General features: G+C 43.4%; 12 protein-coding genes (1 of these 12 running past the window's edge). 7 read left to right on the top strand and 5 right to left on the bottom strand.

What is annotated here, in order from left to right:
- Genes FHG67_RS06370 through FHG67_RS06360 form a run of 3 tightly spaced genes read right to left on the bottom strand, consistent with a single transcriptional unit; the run spans nucleotide 1 to nucleotide 2,839 of the window.
- The gene (locus FHG67_RS06370; protein ID WP_061218946.1) at nucleotides 1-1,239 is read right to left on the bottom strand and encodes an ABC transporter permease; all 1,239 of its coding nucleotides are present in this window, start codon (nucleotides 1,237-1,239) and stop codon (nucleotides 1-3) included.
- Nucleotides 1,239-2,054, bottom strand: a complete 816-nt coding sequence (locus FHG67_RS06365) for an efflux RND transporter periplasmic adaptor subunit (protein WP_002621763.1) — start codon at nucleotides 2,052-2,054, stop codon at nucleotides 1,239-1,241. The genes FHG67_RS06370 and FHG67_RS06365 overlap by 1 nt, the downstream gene beginning before the upstream one ends.
- Nucleotides 2,055-2,074: 20 nt before the next feature.
- Entirely contained in the window at nucleotides 2,075-2,839 is a 765-nt protein-coding gene (locus tag FHG67_RS06360) for a TetR/AcrR family transcriptional regulator (protein WP_142499693.1), read from the bottom strand.
- Nucleotides 2,840-3,243: 404 nt separating this feature from the next.
- On the opposite strand from FHG67_RS06360, the gene FHG67_RS06350 reads away from it, so the two are divergent.
- Complete coding sequence (locus tag FHG67_RS06350) at nucleotides 3,244-5,232, top strand: LTA synthase family protein (protein WP_004502228.1); 1,989 nt, start codon at nucleotides 3,244-3,246, stop codon at nucleotides 5,230-5,232.
- A 73-nt stretch (nucleotides 5,233-5,305) separates the two neighbouring features.
- Here FHG67_RS06350 and FHG67_RS06345 read toward each other — a convergent pair whose 3' ends face one another.
- Nucleotides 5,306-7,231: a phosphoethanolamine transferase family protein gene (locus FHG67_RS06345; RefSeq protein ID WP_061230915.1), complete on the bottom strand. Its 1,926-nt coding sequence runs from the start codon at nucleotides 7,229-7,231 to the stop codon at nucleotides 5,306-5,308.
- Nucleotides 7,232-7,751: 520 nt separating this feature from the next.
- Here FHG67_RS06345 and FHG67_RS06340 point away from each other — a divergent pair.
- Genes FHG67_RS06340 through FHG67_RS06315 form a run of 6 tightly spaced genes read left to right on the top strand, consistent with a single transcriptional unit; the run spans nucleotide 7,752 to nucleotide 15,528 of the window.
- Nucleotides 7,752-7,841, top strand: a complete 90-nt coding sequence (locus FHG67_RS06340; RefSeq protein ID WP_016759222.1) for a potassium-transporting ATPase subunit F — start codon at nucleotides 7,752-7,754, stop codon at nucleotides 7,839-7,841.
- A 9-nt stretch (nucleotides 7,842-7,850) separates the two neighbouring features.
- Complete coding sequence (gene kdpA / locus FHG67_RS06335; protein ID WP_142499692.1) at nucleotides 7,851-9,527, top strand: potassium-transporting ATPase subunit KdpA; 1,677 nt, start codon at nucleotides 7,851-7,853, stop codon at nucleotides 9,525-9,527.
- 10 nt (nucleotides 9,528-9,537) lie between these two features.
- Nucleotides 9,538-11,622 (top strand): potassium-transporting ATPase subunit KdpB, encoded by a 2,085-nt coding sequence (kdpB, locus tag FHG67_RS06330; RefSeq protein ID WP_004500790.1) that lies wholly within the window; start codon nucleotides 9,538-9,540, stop codon nucleotides 11,620-11,622.
- A 10-nt stretch (nucleotides 11,623-11,632) separates the two neighbouring features.
- Complete coding sequence (kdpC, locus tag FHG67_RS06325; protein ID WP_004500773.1) at nucleotides 11,633-12,217, top strand: potassium-transporting ATPase subunit KdpC; 585 nt, start codon at nucleotides 11,633-11,635, stop codon at nucleotides 12,215-12,217.
- On the top strand, nucleotides 12,214-14,841 hold the full coding sequence (locus tag FHG67_RS06320; protein ID WP_004502182.1) for a sensor histidine kinase: 2,628 nt from the start codon (nucleotides 12,214-12,216) through the stop codon (nucleotides 14,839-14,841). Before kdpC ends, FHG67_RS06320 begins: the two co-directional genes overlap by 4 nt.
- A 3-nt stretch (nucleotides 14,842-14,844) precedes the next feature.
- Nucleotides 14,845-15,528, top strand: a complete 684-nt coding sequence (locus FHG67_RS06315; RefSeq protein ID WP_016760958.1) for a response regulator — start codon at nucleotides 14,845-14,847, stop codon at nucleotides 15,526-15,528.
- A gap of 336 nt (nucleotides 15,529-15,864) precedes the next feature.
- On the opposite strand, the gene FHG67_RS06310 is transcribed toward FHG67_RS06315, so the two are convergent.
- Nucleotides 15,865-16,087, bottom strand: the end of a protein-coding gene (locus FHG67_RS06310; protein ID WP_061230914.1) for an aminopeptidase P N-terminal domain-containing protein. 1,067 nt of this gene lie beyond the right edge of the window; 223 of the gene's 1,290 nt are visible here — the last part of the coding sequence; its start codon lies beyond the right edge, outside the window; it ends in the stop codon at nucleotides 15,865-15,867.

The following is a 16,087-nucleotide window of genomic DNA, read 5'->3' as shown; positions in this document are numbered from 1 at the left end:
CTATTCTCCTCGTATGATTTCGATCGGTGATAGTTTTCCGGCGGATCTTGCGGGAATCCAACTCGCGATCAAAGTGGCGACCATCGATTGTACAAACGCCTGCAGATAAATCGCGGGAGCAAAAGAAACGACCATCGTTGTAGCTTTTGCAGAAAAAAGCGGATTTGTAAACGGAAGCGTTTCGATTCTGACACAAGCCAAAAATCCGATCAACAGTCCGATCATTCCTCCGGAAAGTCCTAAAATCAGTCCTTGTAACAGAAAAATCATCAACACCTCGTTCGGTCTGTAACCGATGGATCTGAGAATCGCAATTTCCCTTTTTTTCTGATTGATAATCACATTCAGAATATTATATATTCCAAATCCGGCAACCGTTAAAATAGCGGCCGTCATGGAATATCGAATCGCGTCCTGAAGTTTAAAGATGGCAAAAAAACTCGTATTCGCTTCCTGCCAGCTTACAACTTTTTCGTCTCCCGTATTTCTCCATTCTTCCGCTTTCTGAAGCGAAAGATTTACGTCCTTCAGACGAACGGCTATATCCGTGACCATTCCGGACTGAGCCGTCAAAAGTTGAACTTCGGATAACAATCCATAGGCGATACTATCATCGAGAGCCTTGTTTCCGGAACGAAAGATTCCGGCAATCCGAAACGGAGTTTTGTCTTGATAACCGGAAGAAATCCATACCGTTTTGTTCAATCCGAGTCCGAGAAGTTTCGCAAGCCCGTCTCCTAAGATGATTCTATTTCCCGCGGATAGGAACTCCACGCTTCCTTCCGTAATATAATCGGCGAGAGGTGTGACTTGAATCTGTCTGGATGGAATGATTCCTATGATCTTTCCGGCTTCCTGGTTGGAACCGGAAAAAAGGAACACTCGCCCGCTTACCTGCGGAGAATATGCCTGCACCTCTTTATCCTGATCCAATCTTTCATACCAGAGACTCGCTTTGCTTAGATGTGTGGAACCGCGTTTTCCGGAAGGAGGGGAAAGCCAGAATACGTTTTCTCCGGGAAACAAGTCGTCCATAGAATTCGCCTGAATGATTTCTTGTCTAGGACTTATTCGAACATGACAATCCGCGTTGATCAGCTGATCGACGAGATATCCTCTAAATCCGAGAAGAACTCCGGAAATGATGATAAAAGCGGCCGTGCCCAAAACGATTCCCGAAAGTGTCGTCAGGGTTTGTTTTCCTCTGACGAGCATTTGCCTGATTGCGATAAACAACATTACGGTACCTCTGAAAGTTTATCTCCGGCTTGAACATCCCCTTCTTTCACTTCGATAAACTGCTCCGATTTCAATCCAGGCGTAAAAGGAATCTCTCTCGATTTACCATTTCTGAATATTATAATTTTACGTTTCTTTTCGTATTTTCTAGGAACAAGAATCGCGTTCTCCCTATTTCCGATTTCGATCGCGACATCCGCACTCATTCCGGGAAGAACCCCTTCGGGAAAATACGCCGTTTCTATCCTTGCAAAGAACTGACCGGCTCGCGAAAATGTTCCCTGTACACGTCCTTGTGCGACCTCGTTCGGCTTTCCCTCAAAACGAATCAACGCCTTTTGTCCCTTACGAACCGAAAGTAGAACCTGTTCGTCAAGCGCTACGATAAGATATTTGGATTCCATTCCCAGAACTTCGATCGCGAGAAGATTTTGAAAGGCCACTTCCCCCTCGTGATAACCGACATCGGAAACGATCCCTCGAATCGGAGAACGAACAATGGTCGTTCCTTCGAGTTGGAGCAACGCTTGACCGGGTACGACTTCGTCCCCTTCCAGAACAAAAACCTTCGTAATTCGAGTCGGAACTCCGACTCTGAACCGAAACGTATTCAAAGAATGAACGGTCCCAAGCCCGTAAACCTTCTCCGCAACCGGACCGAGAACGGCCACGTCTTCCGCCTTATTTTTTCCCTTCGTAGTTAAGAATAGAAACAAAAACAATACGGGAAGAAGCGGCAAAAGAATTCGAAACGGAAGACGCAAGGATCGGTATACAGAAAACCAAAATTTTATTTTATCGATTAAAACATTCATACAAATTCCTAATAAGAACACTAAGACTTCTTTTTTTTCTTCACTTTCGTCGCCGCGGGAGTAGATGACTTCTTCTTGGTTCGAGGTTTCAAAGCCGGTTCCTCTTTCGTTTGAGGCCTAAGTCCTCTTGCTATAAATTCGATTGTTCTCTTCAACTCCTCTTCCCCGCTCCGATAGTCTTCTTCCGCCTCCGGTCTGTAGAGAATTTCCGTAAATAAGACGTATCCGGCAAGATTGGACGCAATAAAACGAAACACGGAATCGATCGGCAGCTCCGCAATCATTCCTCTTTCTTGAAAGTTTTTAAGACATTCCTTAAGCTTAGGCGCCAATTTTTCTTTGAAAACTTGTTTCAAAACGGCTTGAATCTCGAACGTGATAAAAGCTTCTTGAAAAATAATCCGAAATAAATGCCTATTTTTTACGATGAACGCTACCCTTTCTTCGAAAATCGCCGTAAGAAATTCTTCTAAAGTCGAAAACTCCTGAGTAAAGATCGCCTGCAATCTTTTGAGCGAAAGCGGCGCAATAAAATCTTCCAGGATTGGCAATACTAAACTTAGAAGAAGTTCCTTTTTACTCTTAAAATATTTGAAGATCAACCCTTCCGCGACTCCGGCCTTTTTGGCGATCTCTCCCGTAGTTGCGGCAGAAAAACCTTTTTGAGCAAATATCTCAACCGCTGCCAAAAAGATTTTTTTTTGTCCTTCCGGCCAATTCCGATCAAGTTCGATACTGTTTTGCACTTCTTCTTCTTGTGCTTGTGCTTGTGCTTGCAAATTCATGGTGAGTGATTACTCACTTATTATTGAGACACATAAAATTTGTCAAGGCTCAAATTCTTTTTAATTCCCGATTTTTCACGACTTTAATTTCACAAACTCGAAACTCAATTTTTGCACCGGAAAGAAACACTTGTAACGACAATAGAAATAACGTTCTGATCCGTTCGTGGCGGTAGAACTCAAGAAATGTATTTTTTACCGATCTTATAAAATAGAATATGAGCACAAATCCCGCGCTCAGACGCAGAATTTTGGACACTTTATTCTAGAGATGAGTAGGAATCGTATTCGAGCAAAAATATTTTTGACTTGAGCGCCTACCTCCACTCAAACCTATTATAACTATACGTTTTGAGAATCCGGTTTTTAATTCTCAATCCATTTCATACGCAAAAAGAGTCAGAATGTTTCAACGTATCCCCACCCACTTAAAACTCGTCTTAGGTTATGTTCTCTACTTCGCTCTCATTCTCCTCCTATACAAGATCGCGTTTCTTTCGGTCTATTGGTACCGACTCCAAGGCGTTCCTTTCGGAGAAGTTTTACTCGCGTTTCTTTTAGGTTTTCGTTTCGACCTCGTCGTGATCGGAATGACCCTGGGATTGTTCGCTCTTCTTTCCGTATTGCCGTATTTAAATCGATTCAAACTCTATCGCTTTTTTTGGGGATATACTCCGATCCTTTTGGGAATTTGGATGATCGCACATCTGATCGCGGACATCATTTATTTTGAAAACGCAAACAAACATATCGGTTACGAAGGATTCGTATTTCTCGGAAAAGACTTAGGCGTGATTCTTAAGTCGGCGTTGGAGCAAAACACGGTTATGTTTTTGATCGGAATCGCATTCCTACTGTTTTTTCTTCCACTATCGACATGGTTATTTCTCAAATACAATCCGTACCGATATCGGAAGGAATCCTGGAAATCCACATTGCTTCAGATCCCGATCGTTTTGATCGTTACGACCATCGCAATCCGAGGAGGCATTCAAGAATCTCCCATAAGAGCTACGAATGCGATCGTTTCCGGAAACAACTTCGTAAACAATATCGCACTCAACGGAGTTTTCACTTCGATCATGGATTTAAAAAGTCAATCCATCCCGAAATTCTTAAAATTGGAAACGGAAGAAGCGATCAAGATCGTACGGAAAGAAATTTCCTATCCGGGCTCGGAATTTGTCAGCGATAAATATCCGATCTTACGCGTTCAACAGGAAACCAATCCCGGAACTCCTCCCAACGTAGTCTTAATTATGCTTGAAAATTGGACGGGAAAATTTATCAAACCGATTTCAAACGGGCTTGTGGAAGGAAAGGAAGTCACACCGTATTTCAATCAACTCTTAAAAAAAGGTAGATTCTACAATCGGTTCATCGCCTCCGGCGGAAGAACCACAAATGGAATGATGTCGATTCTCACAGGAATTCCAGATCGTCCGGGTCTGACCGTAGTGAGAACACATCAGGTTCTCGGAAACTTTTCGGGTATCGGTAATATTTTCAAAAGAATGGGTTACGATACTTATTTCGTGACCGGCGGAGATTTAAGTTTCGACAACAAAAGCACTCTTATGCCTCACTGGGGCTTTGATACCGTACTAGGAGAAAAGGAAATCGCAAAGTTAGGAAGATTTCAACTAGGCGCCTGGGGGTACGACGACGCAGACGTATTACAATTATTGCATGAACGTATTTCCGCTTCTAAAAAACCGATTTTAGGTCTTGCGCTGACACTGACGACCCACTACCCCTACAGAAGTCCTTCGGAAAAATTCAGAATTTTCAATCCTTCCACAAGAGATTACGATTTTTTGAACGTTTACAATTACGCAGATTGGGCGATTCATAATTTTATCACTCAGGCCGAAAAATCGAAATACTTCAAGAACACTATTTTCGTTTTCGTCGCCGACCATACGCATCACAGATATCTGGATTATTACGAGGATAGAAACGTTCCGTTTCTGATCTATGCTCCGGGAAAAATCGCCCCTGCGTTAGACGAAACCATTGCTTCCCAATTGGATGTAATTCCGACAATCTTGGGGCTTGTCGGTAAGAAGGCGTTTTTTTCCTCTATGGGAAGAAATCTCTTAGCTCCGGGAAGGACCCAAACGGCCTACTTTGCTTATGGAAATTTATTCGGCTGGATCGAAAACGATCTTTTTTATTTGAGATTTTTCGACGGGAAAGAGGATCTTTCCTACAATATCAATCCGCCCCGTGAAAAGAACAATTTCTGCGACCGGGATCCGAAAGTCTGCGACGAAATGAGCAAAAAGGCGAAGGCATATCTAAACTTAAGTTACGAATTGTTGAATCAAAATATCGTTTTTCCTTCGGAAGCAGAACTACAAAAAGTAATCTCTACTAAAACAAATCCGTAAACAACATATAGGAAGATTCTTTCTCACTTTCAACCGCCGAACTCACGTTAAATTACAAAATTATCCGTAAGGATCAAAGTTTAATTCCGGAAACGGCGTAAAGATCATGGCATAAACCGCATTCATCCAGTTGTCTACGGATCTCTCGTTTTTCTTCCAAACTCAGTCCGGGCCAGAGATTCTTTTTTTCATACGGATCCGTTTGAATATCATAAACTTCTTCATCGGGTGGAAACGAATTGAGGCGAAGCATATAATGTAAATTCCCTTTTATATAACTCATTCCAACTCTATAAAGAGAAGTTTCGTTATTATTCGCGATAAAAATACGACGACCTTCCGGAAGATCCGAAAGCAGAGAAGCCCCTTCCAATTTCGAAAGATAACTTTTTATCTCCGGTTGATTAGAAACGCCTAATATTTCCGCGACAGTCGGTATTAAATCCGTATTGGAAACGTTTTTATCAATATTCCTTTTTAAACGCTCCCGAAAATGATTTTTTTCCAAGGAATTCGGCAGGAAAAATACCATTGGAACCGCCAAAGTTTCGATATGATTGCTTTCTATATGACCGATATAGTTGTGCTCGAAAAGCGCCTCTCCATGATCGGAAGTGAAGATCACAAGAGTATTTTCCATCAGCTTTTCTTCATTCAAAAAATGGAATATTTTTTCCAAAAGATGATCCAAATAACGGACGGAATTATCGTAGGGTGCGAAAGTATCCTTACCGATCGGGAAATAAACAAATTCTTCCGGAACGATGTAGGGAAAGTGATTCGTGTTCAAATGTAGAACTCCGGCAAAGTTGCGGCCTTTGCTTTTGAGAAGTTTCACCTGATTTTGAAATTCGGTCACCGTTTTACGATCATCGATCCCTATATCATTAAAAACGCCGAGTCCGCTGATTTCCTTATTCCATAAAAAATCGATTCCCGCGTTTCTAAAAAAACCTGAAAAATTATTCCAACGGAAGCTATGACTCGAAATGTAAAACGTGGAAAGTCCCGCAGCCTTTCCGTATTCCCAAAACAAAGGAAAACTATGAGTCATGGAAACAGGTTGAATCGGAGACACTCCCGACAACAAACTCGGAACCGAAATCAAAGTAGAACTTGCATTCGAAAACACCTTTTGAAAAACCACAACGGATCCATTCTGAGCATTTTGAGTCCAACGACTCAAAAACGGAGTGGTGTCCTTACCGTAACCATAAAGAGCCATATTCTTTCTACGAAGACTCTCGCCAAGAATGATTAAGACGTTTTTTCGAAACGGATTCGGACTTTTGTTCAACTTCGGCTTATTTCTCGATTGCAGTCCCGCGGAACCGAGCCGATCTCCCGTAAGAATATTGTAAATGTTCCGATTGATAAACGAAATCGAATTCGTATCCGAGACGTAAATCTGATCGTTGAATCGCGTATTGTTGTGAAAAAAAGCGGTAAGAATAAGAACCCCAAAAAACAAACCCGAATAGATACTCCTCGTAAATCGAACCGGTTTAAAATTCGCGGACACAATCCTCAAACTAACAATTACCAAAATAAAAATAAGTAAGAAACCTATCAGACTCGAAATCGTAAGTCCGCCCTTGAAGATGGTCCAACTATTAAACGGTTCTTGAAAAATATAAGAAAAAACGAAGAAATTCGGCATGATTCCCGCATATAAAAAATATCCGTAAGAACCGATGATACAACTCGAATAACCGAAGGCGGAAAATATCAGAATGCTCCAATACGCTTTTCTCTTCGACGCGGACGAAAGAAAAGCGAGAGAAAAAAGCAACAGAGAATAAATCAAAACCGAATAAAAGAAAGAAAGGAGATAATAATACCACTGTAAAACCTCCATCTGACTCAGAACTTTCCACCGTAGTCCGAGATCTGCAAATAGGATCAGAGACGGAACGAGAAAAATGAAAAAAAATCTGAATCCGGACTCGGAAACAAAAGAATAAAAATGATCCCATTTTTGCCTGAATAAAAAAAACAAACAATACTCCGTTCTTACTTGAAATAAAACCGATCTTATCTTGATACGAAATTTTATTTTTGATTCGAATCATAAGCCGGCAGGGAAAGAAACATTCCCCATTCTGTATAGTAAGCAATTGCTTACATGTTTATCTTTAAGAACGCCTTAGAAATCAAGTTTTTTTCAAATGGATTTTAAAAAATACTCTTCCTTTACAAAACGGGAATCTCCGAATTTTATAATTGATTTAAGGAAATCTGATATTCTATCTTGAATTGGATCGGTTGCTCTATCGATACATCCGAGCGAACTTCCCCGTTTAAGACCGAATTTGCTTCCGGTTTCAAATCATGCCTGTTTTCCCCGAATCCTAACAACTTCTTAACTTCGTTTTCCGCCCTTTAACCCGAGCGCTCTTGACCGGGAAACGACTTCGTGGTCTACTAAATAACATGAAGAATTTGACTTTCATTTTCGATCTCCAAACTCCCGCGCTTAAACCCGCATCTCATCAGACACATTCAGGAAACGATATATTATGAATCCGGAAACAATCTTGGCCCTCGGCATGGGCGGGCTTTGTCTTGTCTATTTGGCGTATTCTATTTTCAAACCGGAGAAATTCTAAGGAGGTTTTATGGTTACGGAATGGATTCAACTTTCGATCTTTCTTTTTTCAATCGCGGTCTTTTCCCCTCTATTCGGTTTTTGGCTCTATAAGGTATTCACCTCGTCGGAAACATTAAAATTCGAACTGTTTTTATACAAACTTTGCGGGATCGATCACAAACGGAGCATGGACTGGAAAGAATACGCGATATCTCTTCTGATATTCAATCTTTTCGGTTTCATTCTTCTATTTTTGATTTTATTTTTTCAAGATCGTCTTCCTATCAATCCTTCCAACTTTTCGGGACTGGATATCCATCTCGCGTTCAACACCGCAGTGAGTTTTACGACCAACACCAACTGGCAGGCTTATAGCGGAGAATCGACCTTGAGTTATTTTTCACAATCCGTCGGATTGACGGTTCAAAACTTCCTCAGTGCGGCGACCGGGCTTTGTGTTCTTCTCGCGCTCGCAAGAGGGCTTTCGGCAAACTCAAACGCATCCGCGCTCGGAAATTTTTGGAAGGACTTGATTCGAGGAGCGTTATACGTTCTTTTTCCTCTGGCATTCGCGCTCTCATTAGCGTTAGTCGCAACCGGAGTCGTGCAGACGTTTTCGAGTTATATATCCGCGAACACTTTGGAAGGCGCACAACAAATCATCCCGTTGGGACCCGCGGCTTCTCAGATCGCGATCAAACAATTGGGAACAAACGGAGGAGGTTTTTTCGGAGTCAATAGCGCGCATCCTTTCGAAAACCCCTCCCCTCTTTCCAATTTCCTTCAGATGTTTTCCATTTTGATCCTTCCCGGAGCGTGCGTATTTTTATACGGAAGAATGATCGGAAATCTCAGACACGCGTGGGTGATCTTCAGCGTTATGTTCACGATTTTTTGCTTCGGTGTAATTGTCGTTTGGTCCTCCGAGTCTTCCTACAATCCTATTTTCGGGTCGTATGGTTTTTGGGAAGGAAAGGAAGTCAGGTTCGGAATTTTAAACAGCGCGATATGGGAAGTAGCAACCACGGTAGCGTCTAACGGATCGGTTAACTCCATGCACGACAGTTTTTCTCCGATCGGCGGTTTAGTAGGAATGTTGAATATACAATTGGGGGAAGTGATCTTCGGCGGAGTCGGAGCCGGGATGTACGGAATGGTTCTTTTTATTCTTCTTACCGTTTTTTTGAGCGGCATCATGGTGGGTCGTAGCCCCGAATACCTCGGTAAAAAAATAGAAAAGAGAGAAATCCAAATGTCTATCTTGGGAATTCTTTTACCCTCCACCGTCATTCTTCTTTTTACCGCAATCTCGATGAGTTTGCCGACCGCGTTATCCTCGTCATCCAATCGAGGTCCGCACGGACTTTCGGAAATTCTTTACGCGTTCTCGTCCAGCGCCGGAAACAACGGAAGCGCATTTGCGGGTTTGAACGTCAACACTCCATATTACAATTCCATGATAGGAATCGCGATGTTGATCGGAAGATTCGGAGTCATTCTCCCCGTCCTTGCGATCGCGGGAGGTGCGGCGATTCAAAAAAGATCGGAGATCGTTTCGGAAGGTTCTTTTTCCACGGAGGGAGGAACGTTCTACGTCTTGCTCCTTTCGATGATCGTGATCGTAGGCGCGTTGACTTTTTTTCCCGTCTTGACGATCGGCCCGATACTTGAACATTTTTTAATGCTGCAAGGCAGAACTTTTTAAGGAGAATCGGATGAGCCGTAAGTCGAAAACTTTTTTAGAATCGGGAGTTTTTAAGGAAGCGACCGTAAACACATTCAAAAAATTGAATCCAATTTCTCAGGCTAAAAACCCTGTGATGTTCATCGTGCTTTTAGGGGCGATTTTCACGACCTGGATTTTCTCCAAGGATCTGTATCAAGGAATTTATTCCGCCTTTAATCTTCAGATCGGTTTGTGGTTGTGGTTTACCGTTCTTTTTGCCAATTTCGCGGAAGCGATCGCGGAAGGAAGAGGAAAGGCCAGAACCGATAGTCTCAAAAAAACCAGATCCAATATCGTCGCCAAAAAACTAGTAGGCGGTAAGATCGTTATCGTTCCCGGAACTTCCTTGAAGATCGGCGATGGCGTGTTATGCGAACCGGGAGATCTGATTCCGGGAGACGGAGAAATCATAGAAGGAATCGCGAGCGTGGACGAATCCGCGATCACCGGAGAATCCGCTCCCGTCGTAAGAGAAAGCGGAGGCGATAGAAGCGCCGTCACGGGCGGGACCAGAGTGTTAAGCGACAAGATCACGATCAAAATCACCGCCGAACAGGGAAATACTTTCTTAGATAAGATGATCGCTCTTGTGGAAGGCGCTAAACGACAAAAGACTCCGAACGAAATCGCTCTTACGATGCTTCTATCGGGTTTGTCTTTCGTATTTCTAATCGCGGTCATCAGCCTTCCCTTCTTTGCGGAATTTGTCGCAATAGAAGGAGGACAAAAGGCGAATCTTTCGATTCCGGTTTTGATCTCCCTTCTTGTCTGTCTTATCCCGACTACGATCGCGGGATTACTTTCGGCGATCGGAATTTCCGGCATGGAACGCCTGATTCGGTTTAACGTGATCTCAAAAAGCGGAAAAGCCATCGAGGCCGCGGGAGATATAGACATTCTTCTTTTGGACAAAACGGGAACGATCACGTTAGGCAACAGAGAGGCAAGGGCATTCTTTCCCGCAAAAGGAGTGGGGGAAAAATATCTCGCGGATATCGCACAACTTTCCTCCCTTGCGGACGAAACCCCCGAAGGAAGATCCATTGTCGTATTAGCAAAAGAGAAATTCGGAATTAGGGAAAGAAATCTCGCCGAAATGGAAGCCGAATTCATTCCGTTCAGCGCTTCCACGAAAATGAGCGGACTGGATCTGAAAAAAGAAGGAGTGGTGACGCGAAGAATCCGCAAAGGCGCGGGTGACGCGATCAGAACCTATCTTTACAACTTCAGTCAAAAAATTTCTCCGGAAATGGAAGAAGTCATCCTAAAAGTTTCGCAAAAAGGAAGTACTCCGATTCTCGTCGCGGAAGACAACAAACTCCTGGGAGTGATCGAACTCAAGGACATAGTCAAAGGCGGATTGAAAGAAAGATTTGCGAGTCTTCGTAAGATGGGAATCAGAACCGTCATGATCACGGGAGACAATCAACTCACCGCGGCGGCGATCGCGGCGGAAGCGGGAGTGGACGACTTTTTAGCCGAGGCGACTCCGGCAACCAAGCTGAAAAAAATAAGAGAACAACAAAGCAAGGGATATCTAGTCGCGATGATAGGAGACGGAACCAACGACGCTCCCGCACTCGCTCAATCCGACGTTGGCGTTGCGATGAATACCGGAACTCAAACCGCAAGAGAAGCGGGCAACATGATCGACCTAGACAGCAATCCGAGCAAACTCATAGAGATCGTCGAAATCGGAAAACAACTTCTGATGACGAGAGGAGCCCTGACGACATTCAGCATCGCAAACGATGTCGCAAAATACTTCGCGATTCTTCCCGCGTTGTTCGGAGCTTTTTATGCGACGGCGGACGCGGTCGAAGGTCCGTTGTCCGTTCTCAATCTAACGCGCCTCAGTTCTCAGAAGAGCGCGGTGTTAAGTGCAATCATCTTTAACGCGTTGGTCATACCGGCTTTGATTCCATTAGCGTTAAAAGGAGTGGCTTATAAACCTCTGGGAGCGAACAAAATATTAAAGCGAAATCTTTTGATCTTCGGTCTGGGCGGAATTATCACCCCGTTTATAGGAATCAAGTGTATCGACATGATCTTAGTCTTATTGGGATTCGATTGAGGAAAATTCCATGTTAAACACAGTATCGATAGCGATCAGAACACTTTTGTCACTTACATTTATCACCGGAATTTTTTATCCGATCGTCATTACAGGGTTTTCAGAACGTTTTTTTCCTGTCCTAGCAAACGGAAGTTTGATACAAGTCGACGGCAAAATCGTAGGCTCGGAATTGATCGGTCAACGGTTTACAAAAAACGAATATTTCTGGTCGAGACCTTCTGCGGGAGATTACGCGACGGTGGCTTCAAGCGCGTCTAATTTAAGTGCGACTAACGCATCCTTAAAGGCAAAAGTCGAAGAAAGAAAAAAGTTCCTTTTGACAAAACATCCGGATCAGAAGTTCGTTCCTCCCGATCTATTGTTCGCCTCCGGTTCCGGATTGGATCCCCATATCAGTCCCGAATCCGTTCAGTTTCAGGCAAATCGAATCATCTCCGCGAGAAGATTGACTCGGGAACAGATCCTTCGATTTCAAAAAATCATAGAACAATCGACGGAACGACCGGCGTTCGGTTATATCGGAGAAAAACGAGTCAACGTACTTCGATTGAACTTGAAATTGGATGATGAATTCGGAAAAATCAAAGAATGACCGACTGGAGCGAAAAATCCAAATTGGATCCGGACGAACTTCTCCGCAAGATCCAAGCCGAAGAAAAGAAATCCATTTCGGGAAAATTGAAAATCTTTTTCGGTATGGTCGCCGGGGTCGGCAAAACCTACGCGATGTTAAACGCAGCGCGCGCTCTTAAAAAAGAAGGAGTGGACGTGGTTGTGGGTTACATCGAAACCCACGGAAGAAAGGAAACGGAAGAATTGTCGGAAGGACTGGAAATTCTTCCTCGAAAAAACATAGAACACAGAGGAATCCGATTCGAAGAGATGGACATTGACGCAATTCTCAAACGAAAACCCGAAGTCGTATTAATCGACGAATTCGCGCATACGAACATACCGGGAAGCAGACACGTAAAGCGTTATCAGGACGTCGTCGAAATTTTAAATCACAGTATAAGCGTATTCACAACTTTGAATGTTCAACATTTGGAAAGTCAAGTGGAGGCAGTCGAAAAAAACACGTCCGTAAAAATCAGGGAAACGATTCCGGATTCGGTTCTGGACGTGGCGGACGAAATCCTATTGATCGATCTTTCTCCGGACGATCTCAGAAAACGTCTGCAGGAAGGAAAAGTCTACGTTCCCGAAAAAGCGAACATCGCGGTGGATCATTTTTTTAAACAGGAGAATCTTACCTTTCTCCGAGAGACCGCGCTCAACTACACCGCACGACACGTAACCACTTCTCCCGACTCCGTGAAGTTCAGGGAAAAAATTCTAGTGGCGATCAGCGCGAGTCCGAACTCCTATTCCTTATTACGTTATGCGAAACGTCTCGCCTACGAAAGAAATGGAGAATTGTTCGCGATCTACAATCAGACAAGGGAAAATCTTTCCAAGGAGAATATCAGTCAGCTTGAAAAGAATCTGAACTTTGCGAGAGAACTCGGTTCCGAAATTCTATACGCCGCCGACGAAGATCCTGCGGACGCAATCCTTCGTATAGCCGAACAAAAAAACATAACGCGCGTCGTATTGGGAAAACCACCGATGTCTTGGTGGAAGAAATGGAATTCCCCCTCTTCCAAACTCGCAAGGATCACGTCGAACTTCGAACTCTGTCTGGTTCCTTACGATCATACTTCTTTTTCGGGAGAAGAATCCGCGCTGGGCAGATTCTTAAAAACTTCGTCGGGAGGAAAACAATACGTCGCCTCCCTAGCGCTCATTTTGTTGGCAACGTGTATCAGTCTTTTCTTGGAACCTCTTACGGGTTACTGGAGCATTTCCTTCTTATATCTTTTTTTCGTATCGGGAATCGGCTCCGTCTTCTCCAAAGGCCCAACCATCTTGGCGGGTCTGTTGTCCGGAATCTTTTGGGATTTTTTATTCATTCCTCCCCGATACACTTTCTTTATCGAAAAACTGGAAGACATTCTGATGTTCGGTTCCTTTCTTTTTATTTCGATCATCATCGGAAACGTAACTTCCAGATTGAGACAAAAGGAAAAAGTGTTGGTCAATCGCGAGTTACGCCTGACAACGTTATACGAGCTTTCCAAAGAACTGGGGCACGCAAGAGATATCCGTCAAATCGCGCAGATCGGCGCGGACTATCTCAAAAAAATTTTTCAAACGGACGTCGCGATTCTTTTCGAAAATCAGGGAAACATAGATTCTAATTCTTCCAAGGCCGGTAATTTTTTTCCGGACGCGAAAGAAACGGCGGTCGCAAACTGGACATATAAGAACAAAATCTCCGCGGGAAAATTTACGGATACGCTCTCCTTATCTTTGGGAACTTATTTTCCGATGATCGCTCCCGGAAAAATCATCGGCGTCATCGGTATCGCTCTAAGTGAAAAATTGAATCTTGATCAGGAAAATCTTCTGCTCACGATGGGAAATCAAATCGCACTCGCTTTGGAACGAGAATTGTTATCCGAAGAGACACGAACCAGATATCTCGCAAATCAATCCGAACGTCTATATACGATCATCTTCAATTCCCTTTCTCACGAACTGAAAACTCCTCTCTCCGCGATACGAGGCGCGGTCACGGCGCTTTTAGAACCGGAAATAGACAAATCATCGACGGCGCGCATAGAATTGTTAAACGAAATCAACGAAAGCAGTATAATCCTGAATCTTCTTCTCGGCAATCTACTGGACATGAGTCGTTACGAATCCGGTTTTTTAAAATTGAGAATGGATTGGCACGACCCTTCCGATCTTGTGCGCGTAGTAGTACGAAGACTCAGACAAACCGTTAAGAGCAGCAGTTGTGTGATTCATCTTCCCGAAAATCCGATTCCCACTTGGATGGATTTTACTCTGATGGAGCAGGCTCTATTCAACGTAGTTTTCAACGCGGTTCAGATTTCTCCGGAAGGATCTCCCGTTGTCATCGAACTTCTTCCCGATAAGGATAAGATGAAATACGTTGTGGAAGACAGCGGCCCCGGAATTCCGGAAGAAGAACTTGATAAAATCTTCGAGAAATTTTATCGAAGTAAAAATCAAAGTCACATAGGAAGCGGACTCGGTCTTTCGATCAGTAAGTCCATCGTGGAAACCCACAAAGGAACTTTGATCGCGGAGAATCGCAAGGAAGGAGGGGCCAGGTTTTGTATCGACATTCCGGTAAAACCGGGTTGAACCATGAATCCTAAAATTCTGATCGCGGACGACGACGATCGGATCCGTAAGATGATCAGAATCAGTTTGAGCGCTTCTCATTATGATGTGATCGAATCTGCGACGATCCAAGAGACCATACTCAAAGCCGCGAAAGAATCTCCGGATGTCATCCTTTTGGATCTGCAATTTCCCGACGGAAACGGAATTACCGCGCTCAGAGAAATCAGAACCTGGAGTGAAACGCCCGTCATCGTGTTGTCGGTTTTATCTTCCGACCCGGAAAAGATTTCCCTGTTGGACGGAGGGGCGGACGACTATATTACAAAACCGTTTAGTATGGGAGAGTTACTCGCGAGAATCCGAGTGGCTCTTCGAAATAAAACCCAGGAACCCGGTTCTCCGATTTTTATTTCAGGAAATTTATACGTGAACCTATCGAGTAGAAACGTGCAAGTATCGGGAGAAACGGTGCATCTTACTCCGATCGAATATTCTTTCCTGTCCCTTTTAATCCGACACGCCGGAAAAGTTTTGACTCAGGAACAGATCATACGCCACGTCTGGGGACCATTCGCAAAAAACGAATCGGGTCCTCTGAGAGTTCACGTGGCTAGTTTGAGAAAAAAAATAGAAACGGATGCTTCCAACCCGGAACTATTGCTGACCGAACCAGGAGTAGGTTACAGGCTGTCTGTAAATTTATAATAGAGTTTGTGTATTTATTTTTGAAAGAAGAAATAAAACCCGCAGATCACATCCCTATGGGCTTTCAAACAGTATTTTTCGTTGCTAAATTCTCGTCGGAGTTCCTACAACTTAAACATCTTGTTTTCGTTATACCTGTGAGACTTTGGAATCCTCGTCTATTAATTGTTAAACGAATTGATTTGGTATAATTTCAGAAGCGAATATTCCCGCACATATGAATTGCATAATAAAATAACCTATCGAATTTAACTTGGGATCGGAATACGATTGCACATTTGGATTTCCATAGTTTTATAACAAAAAAATTCGATCCGTAAGAAAAGCGGCGAGATGTTAATTTTTTCTAGATTCTATCTCATCGATTTCCTTGGGAATCATCGAAGTCAGGTTTAAAGGATTAGAACCTTGTACGAGAACGTCGTCTTCGATTCGAACTCCGATCCCTCGGAATTTTTCCGGAATTTCAAGATCGGTAGGATCGAAATAAAGCCCAGGTTCGATCGTAATCACCTGACCACTTTCTAGCTTTTTAGAAAATCCGTTCTGATAATAAGTA

It is taken from the genome of Leptospira weilii, from assembly GCF_006874765.1.
GTDB classification, from domain to species: Bacteria; Spirochaetota; Leptospiria; order Leptospirales; family Leptospiraceae; genus Leptospira; species Leptospira weilii.
The sequence above is the reverse complement of the archived record's forward strand: the minus strand, read 5'-3'. Positions and strand labels throughout refer to the sequence as shown.

Coding starts and splice junctions, on each gene's coding strand:
- FHG67_RS06370 (WP_061218946.1), bottom strand. CDS start 1,239: ATGTTGTTTATCGCAATCAGGCAAATGCTCGTCAGAGGAAAACAAACC.
- FHG67_RS06365 (WP_002621763.1), bottom strand. CDS start 2,054: ATGAATGTTTTAATCGATAAAATAAAATTTTGGTTTTCTGTATACCGA.
- FHG67_RS06360 (WP_142499693.1), bottom strand. CDS start 2,839: ATGAATTTGCAAGCACAAGCACAAGCACAAGAAGAAGAAGTGCAAAAC.
- FHG67_RS06350 (WP_004502228.1), top strand. CDS start 3,244: ATGTTTCAACGTATCCCCACCCACTTAAAACTCGTCTTAGGTTATGTT.
- FHG67_RS06340 (WP_016759222.1), top strand. CDS start 7,752: ATGAATCCGGAAACAATCTTGGCCCTCGGCATGGGCGGGCTTTGTCTT.
- kdpA (WP_142499692.1), top strand. CDS start 7,851: ATGGTTACGGAATGGATTCAACTTTCGATCTTTCTTTTTTCAATCGCG.
- kdpB (WP_004500790.1), top strand. CDS start 9,538: ATGAGCCGTAAGTCGAAAACTTTTTTAGAATCGGGAGTTTTTAAGGAA.
- kdpC (WP_004500773.1), top strand. CDS start 11,633: ATGTTAAACACAGTATCGATAGCGATCAGAACACTTTTGTCACTTACA.
- FHG67_RS06320 (WP_004502182.1), top strand. CDS start 12,214: ATGACCGACTGGAGCGAAAAATCCAAATTGGATCCGGACGAACTTCTC.
- FHG67_RS06315 (WP_016760958.1), top strand. CDS start 14,845: ATGAATCCTAAAATTCTGATCGCGGACGACGACGATCGGATCCGTAAG.